General features: G+C 60.9%; 22 protein-coding genes. 10 read left to right on the plus strand and 12 right to left on the minus strand.

Annotated features, from left to right (window positions below; all coding sequences use genetic code 11):
- Nucleotides 1-231: 231 nt before the first annotated feature.
- Nucleotides 232-2,124 carry an ABC transporter ATP-binding protein/permease gene (locus tag Q8O29_RS03085; RefSeq protein ID WP_305560589.1) on the minus strand — a complete coding sequence of 631 codons (1,893 nt, stop codon included), beginning with the start codon at nt 2,122-2,124 and terminating at the stop codon, nt 232-234.
- Between the two features lie 46 nt (nt 2,125-2,170).
- Between Q8O29_RS03085 and Q8O29_RS03090 the strand changes: the two genes are divergently transcribed.
- Together Q8O29_RS03090 and Q8O29_RS03095 are read left to right on the plus strand one after the other, a co-directional pair.
- A complete protein-coding gene (locus tag Q8O29_RS03090; protein ID WP_305560590.1) occupies nt 2,171-2,602 on the plus strand; it encodes an acyl-CoA thioesterase in 432 nt (143 codons plus the stop codon).
- Between the two features lie 89 nt (nt 2,603-2,691).
- Nucleotides 2,692-3,549, plus strand: a complete 858-nt coding sequence (locus tag Q8O29_RS03095) for an oxaloacetate decarboxylase (RefSeq protein WP_305560591.1) — start codon at nt 2,692-2,694, stop codon at nt 3,547-3,549.
- 60 nt (nt 3,550-3,609) lie between these two features.
- On the opposite strand, the gene Q8O29_RS03100 is transcribed toward Q8O29_RS03095, so the two are convergent.
- From Q8O29_RS03100 to Q8O29_RS03115, 4 genes are all read right to left on the minus strand, one after another.
- Nucleotides 3,610-4,020 (minus strand): PaaI family thioesterase, encoded by a 411-nt coding sequence (locus tag Q8O29_RS03100; RefSeq protein WP_305560592.1) that lies wholly within the window; start codon nt 4,018-4,020, stop codon nt 3,610-3,612.
- Complete coding sequence (locus Q8O29_RS03105; RefSeq protein ID WP_305560593.1) at nt 4,017-4,454, minus strand: PaaI family thioesterase; 438 nt, start codon at nt 4,452-4,454, stop codon at nt 4,017-4,019. Before Q8O29_RS03105 ends, Q8O29_RS03100 begins: the two co-directional genes overlap by 4 nt.
- Nucleotides 4,451-4,867, minus strand: coding sequence for a MerR family transcriptional regulator (locus Q8O29_RS03110; protein ID WP_305560594.1), 417 nt, complete (start codon nt 4,865-4,867; stop codon nt 4,451-4,453). Before Q8O29_RS03110 ends, Q8O29_RS03105 begins: the two co-directional genes overlap by 4 nt.
- A 251-nt stretch (nt 4,868-5,118) precedes the next feature.
- Nucleotides 5,119-5,352 (minus strand): DUF2188 domain-containing protein, encoded by a 234-nt coding sequence (locus Q8O29_RS03115; RefSeq protein ID WP_305560595.1) that lies wholly within the window; start codon nt 5,350-5,352, stop codon nt 5,119-5,121.
- 105 nt (nt 5,353-5,457) lie between these two features.
- On the opposite strand from Q8O29_RS03115, the gene Q8O29_RS03120 reads away from it, so the two are divergent.
- Together Q8O29_RS03120 and Q8O29_RS03125 are read left to right on the plus strand one after the other, a co-directional pair.
- Nucleotides 5,458-6,528 (plus strand): XRE family transcriptional regulator, encoded by a 1,071-nt coding sequence (locus tag Q8O29_RS03120; RefSeq protein WP_305560596.1) that lies wholly within the window; start codon nt 5,458-5,460, stop codon nt 6,526-6,528.
- Between the two features lie 4 nt (nt 6,529-6,532).
- Complete coding sequence (locus tag Q8O29_RS03125) at nt 6,533-7,030, plus strand: hypothetical protein (RefSeq protein ID WP_305560597.1); 498 nt, start codon at nt 6,533-6,535, stop codon at nt 7,028-7,030.
- A gap of 145 nt (nt 7,031-7,175) precedes the next feature.
- Here Q8O29_RS03125 and Q8O29_RS03130 read toward each other — a convergent pair whose 3' ends face one another.
- From Q8O29_RS03130 to Q8O29_RS03140, 3 genes are read right to left on the minus strand one after another with little or no spacing between them, the layout of a single operon-like run.
- Nucleotides 7,176-7,982 (minus strand): crotonase/enoyl-CoA hydratase family protein, encoded by an 807-nt coding sequence (locus tag Q8O29_RS03130; RefSeq protein ID WP_305560598.1) that lies wholly within the window; start codon nt 7,980-7,982, stop codon nt 7,176-7,178.
- Entirely contained in the window at nt 7,979-8,368 is a 390-nt protein-coding gene (locus tag Q8O29_RS03135) for a hypothetical protein (protein ID WP_305560599.1), read from the minus strand. The genes Q8O29_RS03130 and Q8O29_RS03135 overlap by 4 nt, the downstream gene beginning before the upstream one ends.
- Entirely contained in the window at nt 8,365-9,756 is a 1,392-nt protein-coding gene (locus tag Q8O29_RS03140; RefSeq protein WP_305560600.1) for an acyclic terpene utilization AtuA family protein, read from the minus strand. Before Q8O29_RS03140 ends, Q8O29_RS03135 begins: the two co-directional genes overlap by 4 nt.
- A gap of 125 nt (nt 9,757-9,881) precedes the next feature.
- Between Q8O29_RS03140 and Q8O29_RS03145 the strand changes: the two genes are divergently transcribed.
- The 5 genes from Q8O29_RS03145 (at nt 9,882) to Q8O29_RS03165 (ending at nt 15,469) form a co-directional block, all read left to right on the plus strand.
- Nucleotides 9,882-10,778 (plus strand): branched-chain amino acid ABC transporter permease, encoded by an 897-nt coding sequence (locus Q8O29_RS03145; RefSeq protein WP_305560601.1) that lies wholly within the window; start codon nt 9,882-9,884, stop codon nt 10,776-10,778.
- Nucleotides 10,779-10,784: 6 nt separating this feature from the next.
- Nucleotides 10,785-11,861: a branched-chain amino acid ABC transporter permease gene (locus Q8O29_RS03150; RefSeq protein ID WP_305560602.1), complete on the plus strand. Its 1,077-nt coding sequence runs from the start codon at nt 10,785-10,787 to the stop codon at nt 11,859-11,861.
- On the plus strand, nt 11,858-12,688 hold the full coding sequence (locus tag Q8O29_RS03155; protein WP_305560603.1) for an ABC transporter ATP-binding protein: 831 nt from the start codon (nt 11,858-11,860) through the stop codon (nt 12,686-12,688). The genes Q8O29_RS03150 and Q8O29_RS03155 overlap by 4 nt, the downstream gene beginning before the upstream one ends.
- A complete protein-coding gene (locus tag Q8O29_RS03160; RefSeq protein WP_305560604.1) occupies nt 12,685-13,482 on the plus strand; it encodes an ABC transporter ATP-binding protein in 798 nt (265 codons plus the stop codon). The genes Q8O29_RS03155 and Q8O29_RS03160 overlap by 4 nt, the downstream gene beginning before the upstream one ends.
- 130 nt (nt 13,483-13,612) lie before the next feature.
- On the plus strand, nt 13,613-15,469 hold the full coding sequence (locus Q8O29_RS03165) for a long-chain fatty acid--CoA ligase (protein WP_305560605.1): 1,857 nt from the start codon (nt 13,613-13,615) through the stop codon (nt 15,467-15,469).
- Nucleotides 15,470-15,507: 38 nt separating this feature from the next.
- Here Q8O29_RS03165 and Q8O29_RS03170 read toward each other — a convergent pair whose 3' ends face one another.
- Entirely contained in the window at nt 15,508-16,290 is a 783-nt protein-coding gene (locus Q8O29_RS03170) for an enoyl-CoA hydratase/isomerase family protein (protein WP_305560606.1), read from the minus strand.
- A 167-nt stretch (nt 16,291-16,457) separates the two neighbouring features.
- On the opposite strand from Q8O29_RS03170, the gene Q8O29_RS03175 reads away from it, so the two are divergent.
- Nucleotides 16,458-17,615 carry an ABC transporter substrate-binding protein gene (locus Q8O29_RS03175; RefSeq protein WP_305560607.1) on the plus strand — a complete coding sequence of 386 codons (1,158 nt, stop codon included), beginning with the start codon at nt 16,458-16,460 and terminating at the stop codon, nt 17,613-17,615.
- A gap of 43 nt (nt 17,616-17,658) precedes the next feature.
- Here the strand turns inward: Q8O29_RS03175 and Q8O29_RS03180 are convergent, their stop codons facing one another.
- Genes Q8O29_RS03180 through Q8O29_RS03190 form a run of 3 tightly spaced genes read right to left on the minus strand, consistent with a single transcriptional unit; the run spans nt 17,659 to nt 21,334 of the window.
- On the minus strand, nt 17,659-18,153 hold the full coding sequence (locus Q8O29_RS03180; RefSeq protein WP_305560608.1) for a thioesterase family protein: 495 nt from the start codon (nt 18,151-18,153) through the stop codon (nt 17,659-17,661).
- Entirely contained in the window at nt 18,150-19,367 is a 1,218-nt protein-coding gene (locus Q8O29_RS03185; protein ID WP_305560609.1) for an acyl-CoA dehydrogenase family protein, read from the minus strand. The genes Q8O29_RS03180 and Q8O29_RS03185 overlap by 4 nt, the downstream gene beginning before the upstream one ends.
- Complete coding sequence (locus Q8O29_RS03190; protein WP_305560622.1) at nt 19,364-21,334, minus strand: biotin carboxylase N-terminal domain-containing protein; 1,971 nt, start codon at nt 21,332-21,334, stop codon at nt 19,364-19,366. The genes Q8O29_RS03185 and Q8O29_RS03190 overlap by 4 nt, the downstream gene beginning before the upstream one ends.
- Nucleotides 21,335-21,356: the final 22 nt, after the last annotated feature.

Raw genomic sequence — 21,356 nt, forward strand, 5'->3', positions numbered from 1 at the left:
ACTGCAGTTGGACGTGCCCGAGTGGGCCGTCATGGCGTGTTCTGGCAAGGCGCGACGACGCTGCGGGCTACTGCCCGCAAGGAGGAGCAACGCCGCCAGAGCGCGCCAGGGCGGCTCAATCGGGTACGTAGCGTTGTCACCCAAAAGGTGAGAGCGTTCGTGAGTACAGAAGTCAGTGTCCATGCGGCCTTGCAAGCGCAAGTGAGCGGTCAACTGCGGTTTCTAGGTTAACTACTCGGAACTCTGCTGTAACGCCCACATCGCCGCATAACGCTGGCCCAGGCCCAAGAGTTCGGCATGGGTGCCGCGCTCGATGATCTGCCCGGCTTCCATCACCAGGATTTCGTGCGCATCGACCACGGTGGACAGCCGGTGCGCGATCACCAGGGTGGTCTTGTTTTCGGCGATGCTGCGCAGCTCGGCCTGGATCGCACGTTCGTTGGCCGAATCTAGCGCCGAGGTGGCCTCGTCAAAAATCATGATGGGCGGATTTTTCAGCAGGGTGCGGGCAATCGCCACACGCTGCTTCTCGCCACCCGACAGCTTGAGGCCGCGCTCGCCGACCATGGTGGCGTAACCGGCCGGGGTGGAGCTGATGAAGTCGTGGATGCGTGCGGCGCGGGCGGCCTCTTCCACTTCGGCACGGCTGGCGCCGGGCTGGCCATAGGCAATGTTGTATTCCACCGTGTCGTTGAACAGCACGGTGTCTTGCGGCACGATACCGATGGCCTGGCGCACGCTGGCCTGGGTCACGGCCTTGATGTCCTGGCCGCCCACTGTGATGCTGCCCCGCTGAACGTCGTAGAAGCGAAACAGCAGCCGCGCCAGGGTTGATTTTCCAGCACCCGATGAACCGACCACGGCCACCGTCTTGCCCGAAGGAATGACAAAACTCACGTCTTTCAGAATGGGGCGAGCGGGGTCGTAGGCGAAGCTGACGTTTTCAAATTTGACGGTGGAGTTGAAGACTGGGGAGAATGCGGGGGCGCCCTCACCCCTGCCCTCTCCCAGGGGGAGAGGGAGCGAAGCCATGGGATGGAAGACCAAGGGCTTTGCGCCGGGCTGGTCGGCCACCTCGCGCTCTTTTTCCATCAGGTTGAACATCTTGGCCAGATCGGTCAGGCTTTGCTTGATCTCGCGGTACAACACGCCAAGAAAACCCAGCGGAATGTAGAGCTGGATCATGAAAGCGTTGACCATGACCAGGTCGCCCAGCGTCATGCGGCCATCGACCACACCTTGCGTCGCACGCCAGAGCATGGCCACCAGGCCGGCGGCAATGATCAGTTGCTGGCCGGTGTTGAGCAGGCTCAGTGTGGTCTGGCTTTTGACGGCGGCGCGGCGGTAACGAATCAGGTTTTCGTCATAACGCTTTGCTTCAAACTCTTCGTTGTTGAAATATTTGACGGTTTCGTAATTGAGCAGCGAGTCGATGGCGCGGCTGTGGGCCGACGAATCCAGTTCGTTCATTTCCTTGCGAAACTTGGTGCGCCACTCGGTCACCGTCACCGTGAAGGTGATGTAGAACACCAGCGCGATGATGGTGATGCCGGCAAACCAGACATCAAACTTGACCGCCAGCAAAGTCAACACCAGCGTCACCTCGATCAGCGTCGGGATGATGCTGTAGAGCGAGTAGGAGATTAACGAATGCACGCCGCGCGTGCCGCGCTCGATGTCGCGCGTCATGCCGCCGGTCTGGCGCTCCAGGTGGAAACGCAGGCTCAGCGCATGCAGGTGCCGGAACACCTCCAGCGAGATGCGGCGCGCCGCGCCTTCGGTGGCTTTGGCAAACACCAGCTCGCGCAACTCAGTGAACAGCGAAGTTGATAGCCGAAGCAGCCCATAGCCGACGAGCAGCGCGGCCGGCACGATCAACACGGCCTGCACATCGCCAGGTTTGAAGCTCATTGCGTCGACCAGGTTTTTCAGCAGCAGCGGCACGCCGACGTTGGCGACCTTGGCGCCCACCATGAAAGCCAGCGCGGCCAGCACCCGCCATTTGTAGTCCCACAGATAGGGAAACAGACGCTGCAGGGTGGCCCAGTCAGAGCGGTCGAAGGCAGGGTCGGGGGTGGAGCCCGGAGCGGGCGGGGATGTCGTGACAGGGGCGAATGAGCGCATCGGAGACAATTGTCCAGTTTATTGATTTCTTCACCTGATTGTGCCTATGTCCACCGAAACCGGCCTTCCCCATGACTCTTTGAGCGTCAAGCTGCCCCTGGACAAGGAACTGGTGCTCAAAGTGATTCCCATGCCTGCAGACTGCAACGCGAACGGCGACATTTTTGGCGGCTGGGTCATGGCCCAGGTGGACCTGGCCGGCTCGGTGATTCCGGCGCGTTACGCGGCCGGCCGCATGGCCACCGTGGCCGTCAACGAGTTCATCTTCAAGCAGCCGGTGCGGGTCGGCGACATCCTGTCTTTTTATTCAGAACTGACACGGATTGGCCGCACGTCGATGACCGTCAAGGTCGAGGTCTATGCCGAGCGTTTTCTCTCACAGGGTCGCTACATCAAGGTGACCGAGGCCAGCGTGACCTATGTGGCGATTGACGATGCCGGCCAGCCGCGCGAAGTGCCGAAGTCAGCCGACTCTTGATTGCTACATTAATAATAGCTGACTATTCATATCCACCGCAGGCTACAGCCTTATGTAGTTATTTTTTTATGAAATCAAACCCTGCTGCCATGGAACAATCCAGCACAACCGCCGTCAGCATCGCCGACAAACGGATTGTCCTCCGTGCGCTGCACCAAACCGGGTGCTTCGTCCTCCCCAACCCTTGGGACGTGGGCAGCGCGCGCTACCTACAGAGCCTCGGTTTCAAGGCGCTGGCCACCACCAGCTCGGGCTTTGCCTGGTCGCGTGCCCGCGCTGACAACGCGATCACGCGCGACATGGCGCTGGCGCACCTCCATGAAATGGTGCAAGCGGTGGACGTGCCAATCAACGCTGATTTTGAGAGCGGCTTTGCCAGCGATGCCGCAGGCGTGGCTGAAAGCGTACGGCTGGCGGCGGAAACTGGCGTTGCGGGCCTATCCATTGAAGACTCCACTGGCGATGCGGCGCGCCCGCTGTTCACGATGGACGAAGGCGTTGAGCGAATGCGCACCGCGCGCCAAGCCATCGACAAATCCGGTGGCGATGTGCTGCTGGTCGGTCGCGCCGAATGCTTTTTGGTGGGCCGACCGGACATGGCGGAAACCATCGCGCGCCTGCAAGCCTACGCCAACGCGGGAGCCGACTGCCTGTATGCGCCCGGCGTGTCCACGCGCGAGCAGATCAGCGCCCTGGTGCAAGCGGTCGCACCCAAACCCTTCAACCTGCTGGTCGGCTCCGCCAGCCCGCTGACGGTGGCCGACATTGCCGCACTGGGCGTGCGGCGCATCAGCGTGGGAGGTGCCATGGCCCGCGCTGCGTGGGGCGGCTTCATGCGCTCGGCCCAGATGCTGGCAGAGCACGGCAAGTTTGACGGGTTTGCTGACGCGGCTTCGGGCAAGGAGCTAAATCTGCTGTTTAAAGAAAATCGTTCAGGAATTGCTTGACGCAATTTATTTAGTAGCTACATATGCATATACGACAAGGAATAGAGGCAGATTTAGCTACTAGACCATCCGAAAACTCGCACTGCCCCTGGCAATCAAGCGTTCGCCGCACACCACTCGGCAGTCTACAAATGCCAGCGTGCGGCCTACCTTCAACACCGTGGGCTGAAATTCAACGCAGTCGCCGACCTGCGCGGTGTCAATGAAGTCCAGCGACAGCGACACGGTGACGGCACTGGCCTTTTCAGCGCCTGCGCGGCGACGCGCCTGCTGCACGGCGGAGTGGCCCATCGCGTTGTCGGCCAATGCGGAAATCAGACCGCCGTGCGCAAAGCCGCGTGCGTTGCAGTGCGCTTCGCGGATTTCCAGAGCCAGATACAGGGCGTCGGCGGTTTGCCGCGACAGCAGCGGCTCCCACGGGTCCGTCAACGGGCTGCGCCGGGTGTGCGGCTGGTAACCGGTGGGCATCATGGCTTGATCCTCATGTCAATGTTGCGGGCGGTTCCCAACAGCGTGGCGCACAGGGTCTCGTTGCCGTTGTCCACGGCAAACACGTCGGCGGCGCACACCGTCAGCAGGCGCGATGCGCTGACCACCCGGCCTCGCGCTATCAGGTGGCTGCCGCGCGCGGGCGCGACGATTTTTAGAGTAGCGTCGATGGTGGCGTTGATGAAACCCGGTGGCAACAGGGTGCCCGCAGCAACAACCGCCGCGAAGTCAGCGGCAGCGAACACTGGCGTGGCTTGCAGTTGACCCGGACGAAAGCAAAACGTCTCTTGCACCGGTATTTCAAGTTCGACAAAACCGGGCTCGATGCGGCGAAACTCAATCTTGAGCGTCTGCGCCATCGGCATGGTCATCACGGCGGTCCTTGTTGCTTCAAACAGCGGGGTGGGTGAGTTCATGATTTTGATTCTCTATTTCTAGACCAGGGAGACGACGACTTGTCCAGAGCGCGCTTGGCAAATTCGCGCTTGCGCTTTTTCAGCCAGGCGATGTGTGACACCAGTTTTTTGCGCAACGCCTGGTGCGCAGCGATTTGCACATCCACTTCGGCAATACGGTGCCGCATGTTGTCCACCATCTGGTCGAATGTGAGCGTGCCCGCGCGGTACAAGGGCACGTACTCACTCAGGTACTTCAAAGAGAACCCAAGTTCGCGGCTCATGGAGATAAAGATCACTTCGCGCACGGTGCGATCTGTAAATTCGCGGTAACCACTGGCGTTGCGTTGCGCAACGATCAGCCCCATGGCCTCGTAGCGGCGCAGCCGGTGGGCCGACACTTTTGTGCGCTCTGCGAGTTCAGACACTTTCATGGGAACGAGGATAGCAAGCCTCGCACAATGCGAAGCTTGGGGGCAACAGGCACGGACTGAAAATTAATTTGCGTGGACGCTGCGCCGCTGAGCTGCCGCGCAGTAAGCGGCGCAGCACCGCACAACCCAGAACGGCACCGCAATGAACCGTGACACGTCAATCGCTACTATTTGTATAGCTAACAATGCATATTAGACGTGGGCTAGAGGCATATTTAGTCCATATTTTTCAGTCTTGGTGCCGCCCAGCGCTATTCTTTGTCTTTGGGCGGGCAGGGGTCGTTGCCGAAGCTGTCGCGGTGGCGAATCTGGTTCTCGCGGTTGTGGACCAGCAACTCGCTGTGGTCGCGCTGGGCGATCTGACGGCCGTAGTCGATAGCCTGCTTTTGGGTGTCGAACACTTTGGACACCCGGTCCGTGTTAGGGCGGCGTGCCGCCCAATCATCGCCGTGGCGAACAATGTGAACATCTTTTGGATTGCTCATGAAAATACTCCTCTGATAAAGGGGAATTACGAAGATTGAAGTTTACAAAACAAAGTATAAAATGTCAATTTGTAAACAGTCAGTTAAATCCCCCGGAGAAGCACCATGATTGGAAACCGCCTAAGACTGGCGCGCGAAGCGGCCGGTTTATCACTGCGTGCGATGGAAGATGCCATCAAGGGCAAGGTGTCTGCGCAGGCCATTGGAAAGTACGAGAACGACCAGATGATGCCGGGCTCAGACGTGTTGCTGGCGCTGGCGCGGGCCTTGAAAGTCTCGCCTGAATACCTGCTCAGCAACCGTGACATTGCACTGTCGGGTGTGGATTTTCGTAAAGAACCCGCCGCCGGCGCCAAAGAAGAAAAAGCGGTGGAAGCCGTTGTCATTGACCACCTTGAGCGCTACCTGGAGGTTGAAGAACTACTGCCGGACGCGATGCTGGATTGGATTGCACCCATGGGCAAGGCGTTTGCCATCAGTTCGCCTGAGGACGCAGAGGCTGCCGCAGATGCCTTGCGCCGCTTGTGGAAGATTGGCATTGACCCGATACCTGCCATGGCCGAACTGCTCGAAGACAACGGTGTGAAAGTGATCGCGCTTGACTTGCCGCAGGCGGTGTCAGGGTCCAAGGCATTTGCCAGCCGCGATGGGCAGCACCCTGTAGCGGTCATTGTGGTCAACAAAAACCACAACGGCGAGCGGCAACGCTTCACGCTGGCGCACGAGTTGGCGCACCTGGTCCTGCAGCTCAGGGGCGAGTGGGAAGAAAAAGAAGGTGAAAAAGCGGCTGACCGTTTTGCCGGTGCTTTTTTGGTCACGAGCGAGATGCTTTTCAAGCGGTTGGGCAAGGTACGCACGGCATTGTCGCTGGGCGAACTGCTGGAGCTGAAGGCTTTCTTCAGGGTCAGCGTATCGATGCTGGCAGTGCGATGCAAGCAACTGGGCATCATTAGTCAAGCCGTGTTCAACAGCTTGTGGGGAACCATGGTGCGAATGAAATGGGTAGGCAAATCGGCAATAGAGCCCAACCCATTCGCAGCCGAAACTCCCACGCGTATGGAGCGCCTGTGCCTGCGCGCGGTGATGGAAGAAGCCATGTCAGGGCCTAAGGCAGGCGAGCTTCTTCAAATCAGCGTCCGGGAACTGGATGCACGTCTGTCGCCAGCAGGGGCTTGAGAACGTGATTCTCCTCGTCTCGGACACTTCAGTATTGATTGATCTTGAGCGGGGAGACTTGCTCCCGATGGCCTTTGCCACGGGGATACCCCTGGTGGTGCCTGATTTGCTTTACGAGAAGGAATTGGAGCCCTACAACGGTGCCTACTATCGGGCACTGGGGCTGCAAATAGTGACCCTGCAACCTGACGAGATGAGCTTTGCGCAGCTCGTCAAAAACGAACGCAAGCCCTTGAGCCTGCCAGATTGTTTTGCGCTCTCATGCGCGCGTCGACCAGACCATGTGCTGCTCACGGGCGACGGCCCACTGCGAATTGCCGCCAAAGATTACGGCGTGGAGATATATGGCTTGCTGTGGCTACTGGATGGGCTGGCTGAAAGTGGAACAGGCACCTACCCGGCCCTACACGAGGGGCTGACAAAGATTTCGCAAGGGTCTCGCTGCAGGCTGCCAAAAGCCGAGATTCAAAAGCGATTGAAGGCTTGGAGCGGGGAACGATGAACAAGCACGCCATTTGGGAGCCTTACAAGTCAGTGGCGTAGTCTTGGGTTGGAACCGGGCGTGCAGCTATAGCGGAAAAGTTGCTTTAGATTTGCTATTAAAAAAGAAGCTGCTTTCGCATATTCCATAAGGGCTAGAGGCACTTTTAATCATTAAACTCGCCATGCCGGCCGTGCCCTGCCGCAAAACGCATAGCGCCCTGCAGACCCTCGACAATGCAGCCCTTGCCGCGCTCCCATTCCTGGTGCAGCGCGTGCGGCAAATCCATGTCCCATTGGGTGTAGGCGCTCAGGCGGTCGGCCAGCATGGTTTTTTGCGGGAAGCAGCACAGCTGCTGTGCCAATTCAAGTGCGGCTGCCAGCGCCTGGCCGCTCGGCACGACCCGGTTGCACAAACCCATTTGCAAGGCTTCGGCCGCCTCCACCTTGCGGCCGGTCAGGATCAAATCCATCGCGTGGCCCATGCCGATCAGGCGCGGCAGGCGCACTGTCCCGCCGTCGATCAGCGGAACGCCAAAGCGGCGGCAGTAAACACCGAAATAGGCGTCTTCCTCCATCACCCGCATATCGCACCACAGCGCCAGCTCCATGCCGCCGGCAACCGCGGCGCCGCTGACGGCGGCAATCACCGGTTTGGACAACAGCAGGCGCGACGGCCCCATCGGGCCCAATGGCTTGTCATCTCCTGCCTGAAATTCCAGGTCGGACCACAGGCCCTTGCCATCGGCTGGCGGTTCGCTCAGCATCTTCGCGCCGAACTGCAAGTCCCAGCCTGCACAAAAATGGCCATGCGCGCCATGAAACACCGCCACCCGCGCGCTGGCATCAGCATCAAAGGCCAGAAAAGCGTCGTACAGCGCGCGCGCATGTTCGCTGTCCACCGCATTGCGCACGTCGGGGCGGGCCAGGGTGATGACCGTCACGCCGCCGTCTTTGTCCACTCTGACCGTCATGCCGGATCTCCCCACCAGCCGACGCGCGGTGTGGCCAGGCACACCGCCAGCTCGTCCGCGTTGACATCAATTTCCATACGCAGCAAGGCCGCCGCCATGGACTTGCCGAGGTTGTCCAGGCGCAGGTTGCGCGCACCACCGCCCTGTAGCGCGTCGTGCAGCACCAGCTTGAGCGCCAGAATATTCGGCAGGGTCCAGCACTCGACCTGGCCCGGCAGCCAGGGCGCAAAGTGGGCCTGCACCCGCTGCGCCGTGACCTCGCGCGCCAGCACGGCATAACCCGCTTCGTTCCAGGCGAACAGGCCAAAGTCCACCCAGTCGGCCTTGTCACCGCTGCGCGCATGGGCCAGTTGGGCCAGCCGGATTTTTTGTGTGGCCAGGGTCATGTTTGCAGCAGCTCCACCCGGGTGTGCGGCTCGACCAGGGCGCGATCAATGAGCGCCGGCCAGATGCCCAGCAATTCGCTGGTGTTGTGCAGGCCGTGAAAGCCGCAGGTGTAGGCCGGCCCGCTCAGCCCCATCCACGGGAACAGGCGGCCGAAGCCGTCGGCGGCCGCTTTTTCGCGGGTACGCAGCACCATGCGCACCCAGACCTCGTTGAGCTCGGCCAGCGCCTGCGGCTCCGGCAGGGGCGCCAGCGCGCCATGCGCCGAATTGAGGCCCGGAAACTCAACGAACAAAGCTTCGTGCGGCACGCGCTTGTCGGCCAGTTGCGTCTTCACCATGTCCACCGCCGCCAGCGCCTTGTCATAAGCATCGGGCCAGCTAAAGCCCCAGGTCACCTCGGCCTTGAAACCATCGCGGTAGCCGCCCACCACCTTGAGCTGGCCGGTGCGCGGGTGGCCGGTGGCGCCCGTCATGCGCACCCGGTCCTGGCCCAAGTCCTCAAGGTGGATGGTGGACATATCCAGCACCACATCGGGTGAAAAATACTCGTTCGGGTTGTGCACCTCGTACAAAAGCTGCTGGCGCACGGTGTCAAAGTTGATGCGCCCGCCCGTGCCCGGGGCTTTCATGATGACTGCGCTGCCGTCTTCGCTGACTTCGGCAATCGGGTAACCAATGTGGGCCAGATCGGGAATGGCCTTCCAGGCCTGCAGGCTGCCGAAGTTGCCGCCGCTGCCCTGGCCTGAACATTCGAGCAGGTGCCCGACCGCCAGACCCTGGGCCAGGCGGTTCAGGTCGGACGCTGTCGCGGGGTTCTCATCGCCCAGGTTCCAGTTGAACTCATGCACCAGCGGCGCCAGAAAAAGGGCGGCGTCGGCCACACGCCCCGTGATCACGATATCTGCGCCCTGCTGTAGCGCGGAAATGATCGGCCTCGCACCCAGATAGGCATTTGCAAACACCATGCGCTCACGCACCGAATCGAAAGACGCGCCATTAACCATGTGTGCCGGTGCTAGGCCGGACAGCTGCTCCATGACCTCATCGCCTGTCACAACGGCGACGTGCGCAGCCCATCCTTTTGCCGCAAAAGCATCGCGAACAGCGGCGGCTGCGGCGGCCGGATTGAGCCCTCCGGCGTTGCAGATGAAGCGCACTTTTCGCTGCGCCATCGCAGGCCACAAGCGCATGAGCATGGGCACCACATCCCTGGCGTAGCCCAGCGAAGCGTCGCGCTGTAAATCTTTCTGCAGGATGGCCAGCGTCAGCTCGGCCAGATGGTCGCTGGCGATGTACTGCACACCACCGCGTTCGATGCTCGCCAGCACCGGTTCCCAGGCGTCTCCGTAGAAACCCAACCCGGCACCAACCCGGATTGATTTTTTCATTGAATGCAGCTCATGATCCGTCCTGTCAGGGATAGACCGGACTAAAAATCGGTTCTTCCCGCTTTCTGGGTGGTAAATTATTTTTACCAAGCACTTGCTTGGTAAAAATTAATTGTGGAGCAAAAGTGCAGTTATTGCAATTGATCATCAGCGGCATCGCGCAAGGCTGTATTTACGGGCTCATCGCCCTGGGTTTCGTTCTCATCTACAAGGCCACCGAAACGGTGAGCTTCGCGCAAGGCGAGCTGATGATGCTGGGCGCGTTTGGCGGACTGGCCTGCATGACCCTGCTCGGTTTTCCGTTCTGGCTGGCGGTCATCAGCGCCATCACCGGCATGGCGCTGTTCGGCGTGTTGCTGGAGCGGCTGGTGATACGCCCCATCCTCGGTCAACCGGCGTTTTCAATTGTGATGCTGACCATCGGTGTCGGCTACACGGCGCGCGGCCTGATCACCATGATTCCCGGCATCGGCACCGAAACCCACACCTTGCCCGTGCCCTACAAGGACATGATCTGGAAAGTCGGTGGGGATGCAAACGCGCAAGGCGCATTGATCCTCAATGTCGAGCAGATGGCCGTCATCGGCACCACCGCCGTTTTATGCCTGCTGCTGTTTGCGCTGTTCCGGTACAGCAAGCTGGGCGTCGCGATGCAGGCCGCTTCACAGAACCAGCTAGCCGCGTACTACATGGGCATTCCCGTCAAGCGACTCAACGGCCTGGTCTGGGGTCTGGCCGCTGCGGTGGCGGCGATTGCCGGCCTGCTGCTGGCACCCATCACTTTCGTGCACGCCAACATGGGTTTCATCGGCCTGAAGGCTTTTCCGGCGGCGGTGGTCGGCGGCTTTGGCAGCCTGCCCGGCGCGATTGTCGGCGGCCTGATCATCGGCATCGTCGAATCGCTGGCCGGTTTTTACGCGCCCGACGGCATCAAGGACATCGCTGCCTATGTGGTGGTGCTGATCATGCTGATGGTCAAACCCAACGGCCTGTTTGGCGACAAACTCCGTAAGAAAGTCTAAGCCCCCATGCGTTTTATTTTCAAGACCGACTACGGCCAGGACATCAAGCTGGTCAAGCACGGTGGCCAGCTATTCTGGTACGGCGCCCTGCTGCTGCTGCTGGCCGCCGCACCGTGGCTGTTTGCCGAGTACTGGCTGGCGCAGCTGACGTTTATTTTGATCTACAGCATCGCCGGCCTGGGCCTGATGCTGCTGGCCGGGTTCACCGGGCTGTTTTCGCTGGGCCATGCAGCCTTTCTCGGCGTTGGCGCATACACGCAGGCGGTTCTGACCAACGCCGGGCTGCCCTTCCCGATTGCACTGGCCTGCGCCGCGGGCCTGTCCGCTGCGGTGGGTCTGGTCGTCGGGCTGCCGGCCCTGCGCGTCAAAGGCATTTACCTGGGCATAGCCACCTTGGCCTTCGGCTTCATCGTCGAAGAAGTGTTTGCACGATGGGAGAGCGTGACCGGCGGCAATGCCGGCATCCATATCAAGGCGCCCGAGATGTTTGGCTGGAAGCTGGACAGCGGGGAAGCTTTTTACTTTCTCTGTCTGGTGATCGCCATCGTCTCGACATTGGCCATTCTCAACCTGCTCCGTTCCCCGACCGGCCGTGCCTTTGTCGCCATCCGCGACTCGGAAATCTCGGCGCAAAGCATGGGCATCCATCTGGCGCGCTACAAGACGCTGTCGTTTGCGCTGTCGGCAGCGCTGGCCGGTGTTGCCGGCGCGTTGTACGCACACAAGCTGCAATTTATCTCGCCCGAGCAATTCAATATTCTGCAGTCTATTGATTTGCTGCTGATGATTGTGGTGGGTGGTCTCGGCTCTGTGCACGGCGCTTTTCTGGGTGCCATCTTCCTGATATCGATGCCGCAGGCGATTGCACTGGTCAAGGACTATCTGCCTGCCGCCATCGGTCAGGCGCCGGGCCTACAGGGCGTGGTGTACGGCATGGTGCTGATCGCTTTTGTGCTGTTTGAGCCGCTCGGCCTGTATGGCCGCTGGTTCAAGATTCGTACCTACCTGCAGACCTTTCCGTTCTACCGCAAAGGCATGTTCAAGCGTCAAAAATCCTTCCAGAAATCAGATCGTCTGAAATGACTGAAATTCTTCTCTCCGCGAAAAATCTCAGCGTTCGCTTTGGCGGCGTGCTGGCTGTCAACAATGTCAGTTTCGATGTCAAGCAGGGTGAAGTATTCACTTTGATCGGCCCCAACGGCGCGGGTAAAACCACGGTGTTCAACCTGATCAGCCGAATCTACACACCGACCACCGGCGAGATTGTCTACATGGGCGCGAAGCTGACCGACCAGCCGCCGCACAAGATCGCGGCGCTGGGCATTGCCCGCACCTTCCAGAACATTGAGCTGTTTGAACATGCCACGGTACTGCACAACCTGCTAATCGGTCGGCACACCCACCGGCAAACCGGCCTGTGGAGTGAACTGTTCTTCACGAAAAAAACCCGTGAAGCCGAAATTCAGGCCCGTGAAAAAGCAGAACAGGTCATCGACTTCCTGGACCTGCAGCACCACCGCGACTCCTTTGTTGCCGGCCTGCCCTACGGCGTGCGCAAGGTGGTGGAACTGGCACGGGCCCTGTGCACCGAGCCCAAACTGCTGCTGCTGGACGAACCATCCTCGGGCCTGAATGTGGAGGAAACCGATGACATGGCCTTCTGGATACAGGACATCAAAAACGAGCTGGGCATCACGGTGCTGATGGTCGAGCATGACATGACACTGGTCTCCAAAGTTTCCGACCGCGTACTGGCCATGAACCAAGGCGAGGTGCTGGCCATGGGCACACCGCGCGAGGTACAAAACGACCCCGGCGTGATCGAGGCCTACCTGGGCTCGATTGACGATGTTTCTTCGCTGCGCCGGCAGCACAAGCCGGTCGAGTTGAACCAGGAGGCCCGCCCATGAGCGCTGTGCCGCCACCCATCAGCGACCAGCCTGTCCTCAAGCTGCTCAATGTCGAAAGCTCGTACGGCCCGATCAAAGCAATACGTGGCGTCAGCCTGCAGGTGCGCCGTGGCGAGATTGCCACCGTGCTGGGCTCCAACGGCGCGGGCAAAACGACCATTTTAAAAACCATCTCCGGCATCATCGACCCGCGCAAGGGGACTATCGAATTCAAGGGCGGCAACATTACCGCGCAGGACCCGGCCTACATCGTGCAGCAGGGCCTGAGCCATGTGCCGGAAGGCCGCGAGATGTTTGCGCTGCTCAGTGTGCGCGACAACCTGTTGATGGGCGCCTACACCCGCAAGGACCGCGACGGCGTGGCGCGCGACATGGAAACTGTGTTCGGCTACTTCCCGATCCTGCGCGAACGGACTTCGCAGGACGCCGGCCTGCTGTCGGGCGGCCAGCAGCAGATGTTGTCTATTTCGCGCGCGCTGATGGCTGCGCCCGACCTGATCCTGCTCGACGAGCCCAGCCTGGGCCTGAGCCCCAAGCTGACGAAAGAAATCTTCGAGATTGTGGTGCGCATCAACCGCGAGCGCGGCACCACCATTTTGCTGGTCGAGCAAAACGCCAACATGGCGCTGAACGCCTCCGACTACGGCTACGTGCTGGAAAATGGCCGCATCGTGATGGAAGACACCTGTGCCCGCCTGCGGGAAAAGGAAGACATCAAGGAGTTCTATCTGGGCATGAAGGAAGACGGCGTGCGCAGCGAGCGGCGCTGGAAGAAGAAAAAGACATGGCGGTGAGCAGGACGCCCCCCCAAGCGGCCTTCGGCCTCCTCCCCCCACTGGGGGACGACGCCAGCGGCCCGGCAAAGCCGGTTCCGCAGCATCCCCGCATTGAGTCAGTTGGGTTCACCCGGCACCGGAGTTTTGAATGAGCAATCTTTGGGATCTTTCCCACATCCAGCCCGAGACCCGCGTGGTGCTTGAAGGCGAGACCATTCCGGCCCTGTTCTGGAACGGGGTCAGGCAGCGCCAGGACAAGGTCTGGATGCGGCAAAAAAAGCTCGGCATCTGGCGCAGTTGGAGCTGGAACCAGACCGGCGAAGCAGTACGCGAAATCGCCGGTGGCCTGATGAGCCTGGGTTTTGCGCGGGGCGAATGTGCCTCAATCCTGTCCAACACGCTGATCGAATGGGTGCTGGCTGATCTGGCCGTGCTTAGCTGCGGCGGCGTGTCCAACGGCATTTACCCCACCGATGCGGCGTCGCAAGTGCATTACCTGTGTGAAGACTCTGCTACCCGCATCCTGTTTGTGGAAGACGACGAGCAGCTCGACAAAGCCCTCGAAGTGCGCAGCCAGTTGGCCAGCCTGCGCAAAATTGTTGTGTTTGACATGGAAGGCCTGCGCGATCTGAATGAGGCCGATGTCATCAGCCTGGCCGGGTTGCGCGAACTCGGCCGCAACTACCTGGCGCTGCATCCCGATGCCGTTGAAAAGCGCGTCAATGCCTGCAGGCCCGAAGACCTGGCCATTCTGGTCTACACCTCGGGCACCACCGGCAAGCCCAAGGGCGCCATGCACAACCACAAGGGCCTGGTGTTCACCGCGCGCGGCTACAACACGCTGGTGGCGCAGGACGAGAACGACGAGCGCATGTGTTTTCTGCCGCTGTGCCACATTGCCGAGCGCATGGGCGGCGAATACTTTGCGATGTACACCGGCGCCAAGCTCAACTTTGTTGAAAATCCCGAGACCATCCCGGAAAATGTGCGCGAGATCGCGCCCACCGTGTTCACGGCTGTGCCCCGCGTCTGGGAAAAATTTTATTCCGGTGTGATGATTTCACTCAAGGAAGCGAGCCGACTGCAGCAGGGCGCGTATGCCTGGGGCATAGGTGTGGGTACCGAAATCGCCGACAAGGTCATGGCGGGCGAGGCTGTGAGCGGCTGGCTAAAACTCAAGTTCACGATTGCGCGCTGGATCGCGCTGGACAATGCGCGCAAGCTGATCGGTATTCACCGTGCGCGCTTTTGCGTCACCGGCGCCGCACCGATTTCGCCAGAACTCGTCAAGTGGTACATGGCGCTGGGCGTGCCGATGCTGGAGGTGTGGGGCATGACGGAAACCTGCGGCGCAGCGACGGGCGTTCCGGCCAGCCGCATCAAACCCGGCTCCATCGGACCGGCGGCCGGTTACAACGAGGTCAAACTCGACCCAACGACGGGGGAAATCATGGTGCGCGGCACCAATGTTTTCATGGGCTACCTGAACATGCCCGAGAAAACCGCCGAGACGATAGATGCCGACGGCTGGCTGCACACGGGTGACGTCGGACTCATGGATGATGAAGGCTTCTTCCGCATCACCGACCGCATGAAGGACATCATCATCACGGCCGGCGGAAAAAACATCACGCCCAGCGAGCTGGAAAACGAGCTGAAATTTTCACCCTACATCACCGACGCCGTCGTGATTGGCGACAAACGCCCCTATCTGACGGCCATCGTGATGATTGACCAGGAAAACGTCGAAAAATATGCGCAGGACCATGACGTGCCCTTCAGCAACTACCTGAGCCTGACACGCTCGGCCGAGGTGCAGGAATTGATCCAGGCCGAGCTGGACCGGGTCAACAAGAAATTTGCGCGGGTTGAGCAGATCAAGAAATTTTTCCTGCTCGAAACACAGTTGAGTGCGGAAGACGAAGAACTCACACCGACGATGAAGCTCAAGCGCAAGCTGGTCGAGAAGAAATACGGCGAGCAGATCGAAGCGATGTACCTGTAAATCTTCCCCGGTTCGTCAGGCGCCGATGTCGCCCGGCTTCATCGCCCGCCCTTTTTTCTCGCGGCGAACCTGGCACGCGCCGCGACCGCTTCCTCGCTTGCGACCGCCAGCGCCACCTGGTCGCTCACCATGTAGGAGGCGAGGTGGTTGAGCGCATTGGCGGTGGCGTTGACCGCCTCCTTGCTCATTTTCACCGGTATCTCCGGCAGAGCGGCGATACGCGCCGCCAGCATCAAAGCCTCGGCGTACGCCTGGCCATCCGCGACCAGGTACTCGGCCAGGCCGAAATCGACCGCCTCCCGGCCAGCGAAGCGGTCGCACAGGATGATGAAACGCTTCGCCTTGGCCGGACCCAGCAGCCGCACCAGGCGCGGCAGCGCGCCCCAGCCGAGCGGAATGCCGATGGCGATTTCAGGCAGCCAGAACCACGCCGATGCGCCGATGATGCGTAAATCGGTCGCCACCGCGAGCGCGGCACCGCCGCCGATGCAATGGCCTTCAATGGCGCAAATGGTCAGCGCAGGGATGTTTTCCCAGGCCTGGCACATGCGCTCGCCGGTGGATGCCAGCACGCGCCGATCACCCAGACTCTGCTTGTCGGTATCCCAGCGCTTCAGATCCTTGAGGTCCATGCCGGCGGAAAAGTGTTCGCCCGCAGCGGTGAGGATCACCGCGCGCACCCCGGCTTCGTCGCGCAGCCGCTCGGCCGTCTGCGTCATGCCGCGCATCAGTTCGATGGAAAAGGCGTTACGCACCTCGGGGCGGTTCAGCCGAACCGTCCAGATTCCATCCTTGGCCTGTATGTCCACGAGCCGACTCATGCTGGTTCCTTTGAGATGGCGGTCGAAGCGGACAAGTATATCGACCGTTAAGTAGTTTCCCTTGCGTAGTTATGCCAGCTTGACTTTCACCGGTTGGGGTCAAAAATGCAGCATGCGTCGCACCGATTCGCGCTAACAACGGCCCTCTCATTTACAGGAGACTTTCGATGAAGTTCAAATCCACACTGGCACTGGCAGCACTGGCACTCGCTGCCGGCTATTCCATGGCCCAACAAGGCGTCAGCAAAACCGAAATCACCCTGGGCTCAATCCAGGATTTGTCGGGGCCTATCGCAGGTTTTGGCAAGCAGTCACGGCTGGGCATGCTGCTGCGCGTCGATGAGATCAATGAACAAGGCGGCATCAATGGCCGCAAGCTGAAAATCATTGTGGAAGACTCGGCTTATGACCCGAAAAAAGCCGTTCTGGCGGCGCAGAAGCTGGTCAACCAGGACAAAATTTTCATGATGGTCGGCCACATTGGCACGGCGCAAAACCTGGCCGCGATGCCGGTGCAGTTTGACAAAAACGTCATCAACTTCTTCCCGATCACCGCCGCGCGCGAGATGTACGACCCCTTCCACAAGCTGAAGTATTCTTTCGCCGCCACCTACTTCGACCAGATGCGCCATGCCGTACCAAAAATGGTCAAAGAAAAAAGCATCAAGAAGGTCTGCACCATGTACCAGGACGACGAGTTCGGGCTGGAAGTGATGCGCGGCGGAGAAGCCGGCCTGAAAACCATGGGCATGGAGTTTGCAGAAAAAACATCGTACAAGCGCGGCGCGACCGATTTTTCGTCGCAGGTTGCGAAGATGAAGGCCGCAGGCTGCGACATGGTGGTGCTTGGCACCATCATCCGTGAAACCATTGGCGCCATTGGCGAGTCGCGCAAGACGGGGTTCAACCCGGTGTTTCTCGGCTCCAGTGCCGCCTACACCGACCTGATCCACAAACTGGGCGGCGCGGCCATGAACGGGCTGTACGCCACCATGACCGTGCAAAACCCGTATCTTGACGAAGCCTCGCAGCCGATCCGCTTCTGGGCCAACAAGTACAAGACCAAGTTCAATGAAGACCCCACCGTTTTCTCGGTCTATGGCTACACCATCATCGACGTGTTTGCCAAAGCGGCGCAAAAAGCCGGACCTAACCTGACGACCGACAGTTTCATCAAGGTCATGGACACGATGACCATTCCACCCGACATGTTTGGCAGCGCACCGTCTACATTTTCGCCAACCAAACGCCTGGGCAGCGATGCTTCTCGTCTGTCACAAATCACCGATGGAAAATGGAAAGCGGTTTCCGACTACATCAAGTAGTCGGCTTGCAAGGGATCAAAAAGCCACCTTCGGGTGGCTTTTTTCATGACACGATGTAAGCGCCCGCCCCGGTGGACAGCAGCTTGCCGTCGGCACCCAAAAACTCCATGCGCGTACTGGCCACACGCGAACCCAGGCGCATGACCTCGGCGCGCAGCTCGAAGTATTCGCCAATGCCCGGACGCAAGTAGTCCACACGCAGATCGATGGTGCCGAGCTTGCTGAAACGCTGCAGGCGTTGCAGCGGCGACTCGTCCATGTGGCGTGCACCTATGGCGGCCATCACGGCCAGACCACCCATGGCGTCCAGGCCGGCGCTGATGACGCCGCCGTGGATGCGGTTTTGTGCGTAGTGGCCTACCAGTTGGTCGGTCATTGTGATGCGCCCCGCGACACGCGCCGGCAACAGCAAGGTGATTTTCAGGCCCAGCACGCGGTTGAACACGATTTTTTCTTCAAACAACGTTTTTAGCCCGGCAATAAATTCGGGCTCGAATTCTGTGGGTGCTGCGGCAGGGAGCGGTGGTGTTGGCGTCATAGTCCCAATTGTCGTGCAGCCAAGTCTTTCATGATCTCTTCGGCGCCGCCGCCAATCATCATGACCTTGACTTCGCGGTAAATGCGCTCGCTTTTGGTGCCGCGCATAAAACCCATGCCGCCCAAGATTTGCACCGCCTGGTCGGCACAGAACTGCATGGTTTGCGTCGCGTGGTTCTTGAGCATGCAGACCTGTGCCACCCACTCAGCGCCCTGGTCACCGGCGTCAGCCCGGTCCGCCAGCGCCTCCACCCAGGCCTGGGTAGAAGCGATGCGCATCTGCATGTCCACCAGCTTGTGCCGGATCACCTGCTTGTCGGTCAGCAGGCTGCCAAAGGTTTTGCGCTGGCGCGCCCAGTCCAGCGCCTCGTCATAACAGGCCTGGGCAAATCCCAGCGCCCCAGCCGACATCGCCAGGCGCTCGCCGTTGAAGTTGCCCATGATGATCTTGAAGCCGCCGCCCTCCTCGCCCAACAGGTGGCTGGCCGGCACACGCACGCCGTCAAAACGCAGGTGCGCGGTGTCAGAGCACCACCAGCCCATTTTTTGAAGCGCACTGCGGGACAGACCGGGGCTGTTGCCTGGAACCAGGATCATGGAAATGCCGCCCGCACCTTTGGCGCCGCCGGGCCGCCCCAAGGCGCCAACGCCCCCCTGGGGGGCAGCGAAGCGTGGGGGCTCTATTTCACCGGTGCGCACCGCCACCGTGATGTAGTCGGCACGCATGCCCGAGGTGATGAAGACCTTCTCGCCATCCAGCACATAGTCCGCACCGTCGCGCCGTGCGGTGGTGCGCAGGGCCGCTACGTCAGAGCCGCCGCCCGGCTCGGTGATCGCCAGCGCAGCGATTTTTTCACCACGCAGCACTGCCGGAATCACGGCCTGCTGCAAAGCCCCGGTCCCGTGGTGCAAGACCGGCGGCAGGCCAATGTTGTGCGAAAACAGACTGGCCAGCACGCCACCGCTGCCGCCGTAACGGCACAGCGCCAGCGTCATCGCATTGCGCAAGCGCCATGAAGCCGGTGTGCCGCCCAGCGCCTCGGGATAACCCAGAGCCAGCAGGCCCAGTTCAGCCGCCTGGCGGTACAGCGCGCGCGGAAACTCGCCGGCATCGTCCCACTGGCTCACATGCGGCGCAATCTCGCGCTGGGCAAACCGTTGGACCGATTCACTGATACCGGCCAGAGCCTCCAGGTCAAAGGGCGGCGGCGTCATGCTTCAAACCTCAGCAGCACCTGGCCGGTCGCGGTCTGCTGGCCAGGTGCCACCTCCACCGCCGCGACAACCGCATCACGCGTGGCACACACCGCGTGTTCCAGCTTCATCGATTCGATCACCAGCAAGGTGTCGCCACGCTGGACCTTCGCACCAGCCGCTACCTTGACGGCCAGCAGCTTGCCGTTGAACGGCGCCCGCAACTCGCTCGCGCGGCTGGCCGATGTCGGCCCGGCAGTCGGCTCGAAACTCGCGTCCCTGAGCCAAACATCGATGGCGCCGACCTGCACATGCCAGCGCCCGTCTGCCACGCGGCAAGCCTGTACGGTGCTGCCCAGACCATCGACCGTGACAAACATCTGGCCGTTGCCGCCCCGCACACAGCTCGCCGTGTGTTGCCGCGAACTGGATGAAACCGTCAGCAGGCCCTGGCCAATTTCCGTCACGTTGATCGCCAGCACCTGCTCGCCGTGCAGCACGCGCAAGGTTTTGGCAAACGGGCAGGGCAAGGCCCGCGCTGCACCGAGCCCGCTGCCGAAGTGCATGCCAAGCGCGGCAGGCAACACAACCTCCGCCTGCTGCGCCCGCAGGGTCTGGCGAATCGCATCACCGTGCTCGGCCAGGAAGGGAATCAGCGCCTGACCGGCTTTAAACACCGGGTGCGCCAGACAGGCTGCAAGAAAAGCGCGGTTGGTGGGCACGCCCAGCACCTGCGTGCCAGCCAGCGCGGCAATCATCTTCTCAATCGCTTCGCTGCGGCTGGCGCCGTGAACAATGAGTTTGCCGAGCATGGAGTCGTAGTACGGCGCGACCTCCCCCCCGGACTGCAGGGCGTGGTCAAAACGCGGAACCCTCACCCCAGCCCTCTCCCAGGGGGAGAGGGTGCCAAGAGCTGGCTCGCGGAAATGCATCAGCGTGCCGGTGTGCGGCGTGAAGTCTTCGTCCTCGGCGCAGAGGCGCACCTCGATCACATGGCCGTTGAACCTCACTTCGTCCTGGCGCAGCGGCAACGGCTCGCCCTGCGCGATGCGGAGTTGCCACTCGACCAGATCCAGCCCGGTTACTGCCTCAGTCACCGGATGCTCGACCTGCAGTCGGGTGTTCATCTCCATCAAAAAGAACTCGCCCTGCTCATTGAGCAAAAATTCCACCGTACCCGCACCCACATACCCGGCCGCCTGCGCCAATGCCACTGCACAAGCACCCATGCGCTCGCGCAAAGCCGCATCCACCGCCGGACTAGGCGACTCCTCGATCAGCTTCTGGTGGCGCCGCTGAACCGAGCAATCACGCTCCCCCAGATGGATGCAATGGCCCTGTGTATCGGCAAACACCTGCACCTCGACATGGCGCGGGCTCAAGAGCGCGCGTTCCAGCAGCAACTCGCCGCTGCCGAAAGACGATAAGGCTTCGGAACGGGCACTGTCCAGCGCAGCCTGCAGCCCGTTGGCCTGCGTCACCCGGCGCATGCCGCGCCCGCCACCGCCGGCCGTGGCCTTGACCATGAGCGGATAGCCTACTTTTGCGGCCTCGGCCACCAGCCGGTCATTCGACTGATCGTGGCCCTGGTAGCCCGGCAGGCAGGGCACGTTTTTCGCCAGCGCGAGCTGCTTGGCGGCAGCCTTGTTGCCGAGCGCGCGTATCGCTTCTGGCGGCGGGCCGACCCAGACCAGGCCGGCGTCCAGCACCGCCTGCGCAAAGTCGGCGTTTTCGCTCAGGAAGCCGTAGCCCGGATGCACCGCATCGGCGCCGCTGGCCTTGGCAGCGGCCAGCAACTTGTCGATGCGCAGATAGGTATCGACCGACGCATTGCCAACTAGCGCCACCGCGCTGCCGGCTTCACGCACATGCAGGGCCTGTGCATCGGCATCGGAATACACTGCCACCGTGGTCATGCCCAGGCGATGCGCTGTGCGCAGGATGCGGCGCGCGATCTCGCCGCGGTTGGCGATCAGCAGGCGTGTGATGGGCCTCATTGGATAAGCTTCA

This window comes from Polaromonas sp. (genome assembly GCF_030689685.1).
Lineage (GTDB): Bacteria > Pseudomonadota > Gammaproteobacteria > Burkholderiales > Burkholderiaceae_C > Polaromonas.